We start from the raw sequence: 7525 nt of genomic DNA, 5'->3' as shown, positions 1-7525 counted from the left end.
CCCCGGGGCCGGGCGGGCCGGGCTCTTCGGGTCGGGGGTGCGGGTCTTGGCACGCAGAGCGCTCACGCCCCAGTACAGCGCCAGCGCGCCGAGCAGCAGGGCCACGTACGGCCAGCTGAAGACGGCGAAGAAGAACGCCCACATGCCGCCCAGCAGTGCGTAGCGCGCACGGCGCTGGGCCGGGTCCGTGGGGTCCCAGCGCAGGCCCCCGCCGGAAGTGCCGGATCCCTCCGGGCCGCCCTGCGCGCCGGGTTGCTCGCCGAAGTGGCCGCCCGCCGCGGGGCCCGGCTGCCGGTCGCTCCACTGGCTGCCCCACGCGGAGTGCCCGTCCTCGGAACCCTCCTGTCCCTGGCCGGGCGCCGGGTGCCGAGGCTGCCAGGGCCGGTCCGGTTCCCCCTCCGGCGGTGGCGCGAAGGGGTTGTCGTCGACGGGCTTCTTCGGGCTCTGCCCCTCGCTCGCGGAATCACCGGCCGGCCTGCCCGGCGCGGAACCGCTGCTCGTGGAGCCGTCCCCGGTTCCGGGCACCTCCTCGCTCTCCCGTGGCGGCACGGACGAAGGGTGCCGCTCGCGCAGCAGCAGCGGAGGGAGTCGGAGACTGCGGTCCGGCATCAAGTGTGCGTCTTCCCCTTGGTGGTTCTGGCAGGCGGCGTGTCCACGGAGTCGCCGCGAGGCAGGCGCGCCCCCGGCAGGTGCACCCGTCCCGATCAACGTCCCACGCAGGTGCGGCGTTCCCCGCGTCGAACCGCATTCCCCGGGCTTCTCCTCCCCAGACGCTACCTTCCGGCCCCGTCCCCGTCCCGCGGGGCCCGTCCTGTGTGCCGGTATCGTTGCTGACGGTCTGCCGCTTCGTAGACTTCCCCGTATCCCGGGGCGCGAAGCATTCGTATGACCGCACAAACGCCCTTCTTGGGTGACCGCACGACACCTCCCCGAGAAAGGGCCCCGCCGTGGCCGAGTCCGTGGCCGAGACCGTCACCGAGTCCGCGGCCAAGCGCCTGGTCGTCCTGGTCTCCGGGTCCGGCACCAATCTGCAGGCGATCCTCGATGCCATCGCCGAGACGTCCGTCGCTGCCTACGGAGCGGAGGTCGTCGCCGTCGGCGCCGACCGCGACGGCATCGAGGGCCTCGCCCGCGCCGAGCGCGCCGGGCTGCCCACCTTCGTGTGCCAGGTCAAGGACTACGAGAGCCGTCAGGCGTGGGACACCGCCCTCACCGAGGCGGTCGGCGCGTACGAGCCCGACCTCGTCGTCTCCGCGGGGTTCATGAAGATCGTGGGGAAGGAGTTCCTCGCGCGGTTCGGCGGGCGGTTCATCAACACTCACCCCGCTCTCCTGCCCAGTTTTCCCGGAGCCCACGGCGTGCGTGACGCGCTCGCGTACGGCGCCAAGGTCACCGGTTGCACCGTCCACTTCGTCGACGACGGCGTCGACACCGGACCGATCATCGCGCAGGGCGTGGTGGAGGTCCGGGACGAGGACGACGAGAGCGCTCTGCACGAGCGCATCAAGGAAGTCGAGCGAAGGCTGCTCGTCGAGGTCGTGGGGCGCATCGCCCGCAACGGCTATCGCATTGAGGGACGAAAGGTAGTAATCCAGTGACCGCCGAGAGCACCAAGCGGCCCATCCGGCGCGCGCTCGTCAGCGTCTACGACAAGACCGGGCTGGAGGATCTCGCCCGCGGGCTCCACGAGGCCGGCGTCGAGCTCGTCTCCACCGGGTCCACCGCCGCGAAGATCGCCGCCGCAGGTGTCCCCGTCACCAAGGTCGAGGAGCTGACGGGCTTCCCCGAGTGCCTGGACGGCCGGGTCAAGACCCTGCATCCCAGGGTGCACGCGGGCATCCTCGCCGACCTGCGGCTGGACAGCCACCGGGAGCAGCTCGCCGAGCTGGGTGTCGAGCCGTTCGACCTCGTCGTCGTCAACCTCTACCCGTTCCGCGAGACCGTCGCCTCGGGGGCGTCCCCCGACGAGTGCGTCGAGCAGATCGACATCGGCGGGCCGTCCATGGTCCGCGCCGCCGCCAAGAACCACCCGTCCGTGGCCGTGGTGACCAGCCCGGACCGGTACGCCGACGTCCTGTCCGCGGTCCGCGACGGCGGCTTCGACCTCACCGCCCGCAAGCGGCTCGCCGCGGAGGCCTTCCAGCACACCGCCGCGTACGACGTGGCCGTCGCCTCCTGGTTCGCGTCCTCGTACGCGCCCGTCGACGACTCTGTCTTCCCGGACTTCCTGGGCGCCACCTACGAGCGCAAGAACACCCTGCGCTACGGCGAGAACCCGCATCAGCCCGCCGCCCTCTACGTCGACGGCCACGGCGGCGGCCTCGCCGAGGCCGAGCAGCTGCACGGCAAGGAGATGTCGTACAACAACTACACGGACACGGACGCCGCGCGCCGTGCCGCGTACGACCACGACGAGCCCTGCGTCGCGATCATCAAGCACGCCAACCCCTGCGGCATCGCGATCGGCGCGGACGTCGCCGAGGCGCACCGCAAGGCGCACGCCTGCGACCCGCTGTCCGCGTTCGGCGGTGTCATCGCCGTCAACCGGCCGGTGAGCAAGGAGATGGCGGAGCAGGTCGCCGAGATCTTCACCGAGGTCATCGTCGCGCCGGACTACGAGGAGGGCGCGCTGGAGGCCCTCACCAAGAAGAAGAACATCCGGGTGCTGAAGGCCCCGGGCGGTCCGTCGAGCCCGGCCGAGATCACGCAGATCGACGGCGGCGCGCTCTTCCAGGTCACCGACCGCCTCCAGGCCGAGGGCGACGACCCGGCCCACTGGACCCTGGCGACGGGCGAGGCGCTCTCCCCCGCCGAACTGCGCGAACTCGCCTTCGCCTGGAAGGCCTGCCGCGCCGTCAAGTCCAATGCGATCCTGCTCGCCAAGGACGGCGCCTCGGTCGGCGTCGGCATGGGCCAGGTCAACCGCGTGGACTCCTGCAAGCTCGCCGTCGAGCGGGCGGGCGAGGAGCGGGCCCGGGGCTCGTACGCCGCCTCGGACGCCTTCTTCCCGTTCCCCGACGGACCGGAGATCCTGATCGCCGCGGGCGTCAAGGCCATGGTCCAGCCCGGCGGTTCGATCCGCGACGAACTCGTCGTGGAGGCCGCTGAGAAAGCCGGCGTGACGATGTACTTCACGGGCACGCGCCACTTCTTCCACTGACCCGCGCACAGACAAGGGCCGTGTTTCCCCAACCGGCGGGTGGGACACGGCCCTTGGTGTTTCGCAATGCGAACGGCTCAGTAGCGCGGGCGACCGAACCAGGCGGAGGCCGCGCCGTTGACCATCGAGGCGAGGATGATGCCGGCCATGGCAAGGTCGATGAGACCACCGAAGGTGGCAGAACCGCCTCCACCGTTCACGATGTTGGCGATTCCGCCGAGGATCATCAGCGACGCGTACACGATCGTGGTGACACGGATGCCGCTGCCACCGCTCTTGAACTTGACGCCCAGGAAAATGGACAGGGCGCCCAGCGCCAGCAGGAGTCCCGCGGCGAAGAAGCCGAGGCCGGCGAAGCTGTCGGTGCTGTCGCCCGTACCGATGCCGTTGGACGCGTCCTGGGTGGCGCCGACGGCGATGCCGACGATAAGGCCGAACAGGAGCTGGAAGCCGGCGAGGATGAAGAGCAGTACGCGCGCGGTCTTCATCAGGCCGGGCATCTCCATGCCGGTGCCGTAGCCGTACGGGGCGACCGGCGGGGCGGCGGGGTAGCCGTAACCGGGCGGCGGGCCCTGCGGCTGCCCGTAGCCGGGCGGCGGACCCTGCGGCGGCTGGCCGTAGCCGGGCGGCGGACCCTGCGGCGGCTGGCCGTAGCCGGGCGGCGGACCCTGCGGCGGCTGGCCGTAGCCGGGCTGCTGGCCCTGAGGCGCGCCGTAGGGGTTGTTCTGATCGCCGAAACTCATGAGCGGTCTTTCCTCCGTCTGCTCACGTGCGGGGACGAGCGCGGTGTGGATCGGAGGAGAGTTCTACAGATGCGGTACATCCCCCCGGATACTGCCCGCGGCACTGTGCCGTTCATCGTTCTAAAGCCCCGGCGCGTTTGTCCAGCGGCAATTCGCATGTGTTGTGCAAGTGCAACATCGCTGATCATGGGCGGGAACGAGAAGGGCGTGATCAGGGGAGCCCGGATTGGAACCGGGGGCGGGTCATCCGGGAGGATGGGGTCATGACCGCCCAGATTCTCGATGGCAAGGCCACCGCAGCCGAGATCAAGTCCGATCTGACCGCCCGCGTGGCGGCGCTGAGGGAGAAGGGCGTCACGCCCGGCCTCGGCACGATCCTGGTCGGGGACGACCCCGGCAGCCGGAAGTACGTCGCGGGTAAGCATCGCGACTGCGCTCAGGTCGGCATCGCGTCGATTCAGCGCGAGCTGCCCGCGACCGCCACGCAGGAGGAGATCGAGGCGGTCGTCCGCGAGCTCAACGAGGACCCGGACTGCACCGGGTACATCGTGCAACTGCCGCTGCCCAAGGGTATCGACGAGAACCGGATCCTCGAGCTGATGGACCCGGACAAGGACGCGGACGGTCTGCACCCGATGAACCTCGGCCGCCTGGTGCTCAACGAGCCAGCGCCCCTGCCCTGCACCCCGAACGGCGTGCTCACCCTGCTGCGCCGCTACGGCGTGGAGACCAAGGGAGCCGAGGTCGTGGTCGTCGGCCGGGGCGTGACCATCGGGCGTCCGATGCCGCTGCTGCTGACGCGGCGCAGCGAGAACGCCACGGTCACCCAGTGTCACACCGGCACCCGCGACCTCTCGGCGCACCTGAAGCGAGCCGACATCATCGTCGCCGCGGCGGGCTCCGCGCATCTGATCCGCGCCGAGGACGTCAAGCCGGGCGCGGCCGTCCTCGACGTCGGCGTCTCGCGCAATGCCGAGGGCAAGATCGTCGGCGATGTCCACCCCGACGTCGCCGAGGTGGCCGGCTGGATCTCCCCGAACCCGGGCGGCGTGGGCCCGATGACCCGCGCCCAGCTGCTCGTCAACGTGGTCGAGGCGGCGGAGCGCAGTGTCGGCTGAGGGCAGGCCCGAGGGCGTCCGGGAGAAGCGGCCCGCACGGCGGCGGGGAACCGACTCCGAGCCCGCCGCGCCGGACACCGTCGGCGCACCCGATGCCCAGAAGCCGGCGCGGCGTACCGCCCGGCGGTTTCCGCGGTTCACACGGGACACCGCGCGACCCGAGGGCGGCGGCCGGGCGGCGGGCGGTGACGCTCCCGCGCCCGCCCGGCAGTGGCCGATCCTCGCCGTGCTGGGCACCGTCGGCCTCGGGCTGCTGCTGACCGCGCTGGACGCGTTCCGCTTCGGCACGATCCTGATCGGTGCCGCGCTGCTGGGCGGCGCCGTGGTGCGCTGGATGCTGCCGGACGTGGGCATGCTGGCGGTGCGTTCCCGGTTCACGGACGTGATCACGTACGCCCTTCTGGGCGTCGTCATCGTGCTGCTCGCGATGATGGCCCAGCCGCACCCCTGGCTGGAGATCCCGTTTCTGGACGACACCCTGCACTTCACGATCCGTACCTGACTTTGTGTCCCGCATCCGCGGGCGCACACCACGGCGGGCCGTCCCTTCCCCGGAAGGAACGGCCCGCCGCCGTATGAGCGCCGCGTCCGGTCGGTCGGCCGGACCCGGCAGTCGACGCCCCCCTCGGGGGTACCGGACGCGCCCCGTGTCCCCGAGTCGTACGGCAACACGGCGGCGCCCGGCCTCCCCCCCGTGGGAGGCCGGGCGCCTCGGGCGGTCGCCCGAAGAACACCCTCATGGAGCGGTGGGCGCTGTTCAACGCCTGAAGGTCCGCTGTGGCATGGAAGTGACCGTTCCGCTACGGTGTCCGCGCTCCGCAACGGAATCAAGGACAGCGAACGCCGTGGCGTTCACCCGGAGTTGACCGCGCCTGCAGGGCATCGACGCGGCCCGGGTCCACCGGGCGATCTGATCCCCCTGCGTCCGCCGAGGTCTCCGCTGTGTCCCCGTTGTGTCGATGTGTTGACAAGTTCGCGGATGCGCACCGAATCATCCGTACATCGGAGTTAACGTGTCCGTCAGGACGGTCCGGGCGTCCCGTGCGGTGAACCGGGGGGTATGACCGGTCGCACGAGAGGGCGATGGGGCACCGGCGCGCACGAACCGGCGGGCGTGCAAGGGTACGTGCTTCTGCCCGAATGCTCCTGTGCGCCCCCATTCCGGGAACTTGGATCCTGGCCGGGTGCATCCTCGTGGGTAGCCAGAACGGGGACTCGGCAGCGGGGGCGACACACGGGGAACGACCGCATGAAACCGGGGGAAAGAGGGGGGAAGCAATGCCACGTTGGAAGGCCTTACCCGACGAACTCGACCCGCAGCTCAGGGAGTTCGCGAGCCAACTGCGCAGAGTCGTGGACCGCGGCGGGCTGAGCGTCTCCGCAGTGGCCGACCGCACCGGCTACAGCAAGACATCCTGGGAGCGTTACCTCAACGGCCGGCTGCTCGCACCGAAGGGCGCGGTCGTCGCACTGGCCGAGGTGACCGGGACGAATCCCGTCCACCTGACCACGATGTGGGAGCTGGCCGAGCGCGCCTGGAGCCGTTCGGAGATGCGCCACGACATGACCATGGAGGCCATCCGGATCTCCCAGGCGCGGGCCGCGCTCGGGGAGTTCGGGGCGGCCCCCGATGCCAAGGACCGCACAGGCAGGGCTGCCCGCGGTGCCACGGCGACGGCCGGTACCGCGGGACGGGCCGGGACGACCCCGTCCGTGCCGTTGCAGCCGACGGCCGCGGAGACCCCGGACGCCGAGGGCGGCCCACGGGCGTCCCGGGGCGGCTTGACGGGTGGCGACCTCCGGGGGCTCGCCGCGCAGGCCGGGGGGCGGCCCGCTGCCGCACCCAAGGCGCCGGCGGCGTCACCGGACGGCCCCGCCCGGACGCCGGGAGCGCCGGGGGCGTACGGACCGGTGACGGGCGGCGGCCCACCTCAGGGCGGTGGCCCGGACGTCGGAGCTCCGCCGGAGGGGGCGCGCCGCAAGCGGTGGCCGGCGATGTTCGCCGCGGGCGGGGTCGCGGCGCTCATGGTGATCGCGGCGGGCTTCTACTTCACCGGCGGCGACGACAAGAAGGCCGACGACCCGCCGAAATCTTCCCCCACCTCCGCGAGCCCGGCCCCCGACCTGCCGGCCGGCGTCAAGTGCAGTGGCGCGGGCTGTACCGGCAAGGACCCGGAGGTCATGGGCTGCGGCGGCACGCTGGCGCGGACCACCACCAGCGTCACCGTGCGCACGACCCTCGTCGAGGTCCGCTACAGCAAGACGTGCGGCGCGGCGTGGGCGCGGATCACCCGGGCGGCACAGGGCGACACGGTCGAGGTGTCGGGCGGGGCGGCCAGGCAGACCGGCTCGGTCGGCACCGACGGCGCCACGGACGCGTACACCCCGATGGTGGCCGCGAAGAGCGCGGCCGAGGCGAAGGCCTGCGTGACGCTGCGATCGGGACAGAAGGGATGTACCGACTAGTGCCCCATCAGGCATGGTTCGCCCCGTCGTGACGCCTG

At 71.7% G+C, this 7525-nt stretch carries 7 protein-coding genes; 5 read left to right on the top strand and 2 right to left on the bottom strand.

Going from position 1 to position 7525, the window contains the following annotated elements; all coding sequences use genetic code 11:
- On the bottom strand, positions 1–609 hold a 609-nt coding region (locus BIV24_RS16930; protein WP_071367130.1), incomplete at its 3' end, for a hypothetical protein.
- Between the two features lie 338 nt (positions 610–947).
- Here BIV24_RS16930 and purN point away from each other — a divergent pair.
- Together purN and purH are read left to right on the top strand one after the other, a co-directional pair.
- Positions 948–1598, top strand: coding sequence for a phosphoribosylglycinamide formyltransferase (gene purN / locus BIV24_RS16925; protein WP_245766842.1), 651 nt, complete (start codon positions 948–950; stop codon positions 1596–1598).
- A complete protein-coding gene (gene purH, locus BIV24_RS16920) occupies positions 1595–3160 on the top strand; it encodes a bifunctional phosphoribosylaminoimidazolecarboxamide formyltransferase/IMP cyclohydrolase (RefSeq protein WP_071367129.1) in 1566 nt (521 codons plus the stop codon). The genes purN and purH overlap by 4 nt, the downstream gene beginning before the upstream one ends.
- Before the next feature lie 77 nt (positions 3161–3237).
- Here the strand turns inward: purH and BIV24_RS16915 are convergent, their stop codons facing one another.
- Entirely contained in the window at positions 3238–3903 is a 666-nt protein-coding gene (locus tag BIV24_RS16915; RefSeq protein WP_071367128.1) for a hypothetical protein, read from the bottom strand.
- Positions 3904–4166: 263 nt separating this feature from the next.
- On the opposite strand from BIV24_RS16915, the gene BIV24_RS16910 reads away from it, so the two are divergent.
- The 3 genes from BIV24_RS16910 to BIV24_RS16900 all read left to right on the top strand — a co-directional run bounded on the left by BIV24_RS16910 (position 4167) and on the right by BIV24_RS16900 (position 7487).
- Positions 4167–5021 carry a bifunctional methylenetetrahydrofolate dehydrogenase/methenyltetrahydrofolate cyclohydrolase gene (locus BIV24_RS16910; RefSeq protein WP_071367127.1) on the top strand — a complete coding sequence of 285 codons (855 nt, stop codon included), beginning with the start codon at positions 4167–4169 and terminating at the stop codon, positions 5019–5021.
- Positions 5011–5523: a DUF3017 domain-containing protein gene (locus BIV24_RS16905; RefSeq protein ID WP_079168320.1), complete on the top strand. Its 513-nt coding sequence runs from the start codon at positions 5011–5013 to the stop codon at positions 5521–5523. The genes BIV24_RS16910 and BIV24_RS16905 overlap by 11 nt, the downstream gene beginning before the upstream one ends.
- A 776-nt stretch (positions 5524–6299) precedes the next feature.
- A complete protein-coding gene (locus tag BIV24_RS16900) occupies positions 6300–7487 on the top strand; it encodes a helix-turn-helix domain-containing protein (protein ID WP_071367126.1) in 1188 nt (395 codons plus the stop codon).
- Positions 7488–7525: the final 38 nt, after the last annotated feature.

This window comes from Streptomyces colonosanans (assembly GCF_001866645.1).
GTDB classification, from domain to species: Bacteria; Actinomycetota; Actinomycetes; order Streptomycetales; family Streptomycetaceae; genus Streptomyces; species Streptomyces colonosanans.
The sequence above is the reverse complement of the archived record's forward strand: the minus strand, read 5'-3'. Positions and strand labels throughout refer to the sequence as shown.

Excerpts from the sequence above, each read along its gene's own strand:
- BIV24_RS16915 (WP_071367128.1), bottom strand. The coding sequence starts at position 3,903 with ATGAGTTTCGGCGATCAGAACAACCCCTACGGCGCGCCTCAGGGCCAG.
- BIV24_RS16910 (WP_071367127.1), top strand. The coding sequence starts at position 4,167 with ATGACCGCCCAGATTCTCGATGGCAAGGCCACCGCAGCCGAGATCAAG.
- BIV24_RS16900 (WP_071367126.1), top strand. The coding sequence starts at position 6,300 with ATGCCACGTTGGAAGGCCTTACCCGACGAACTCGACCCGCAGCTCAGG.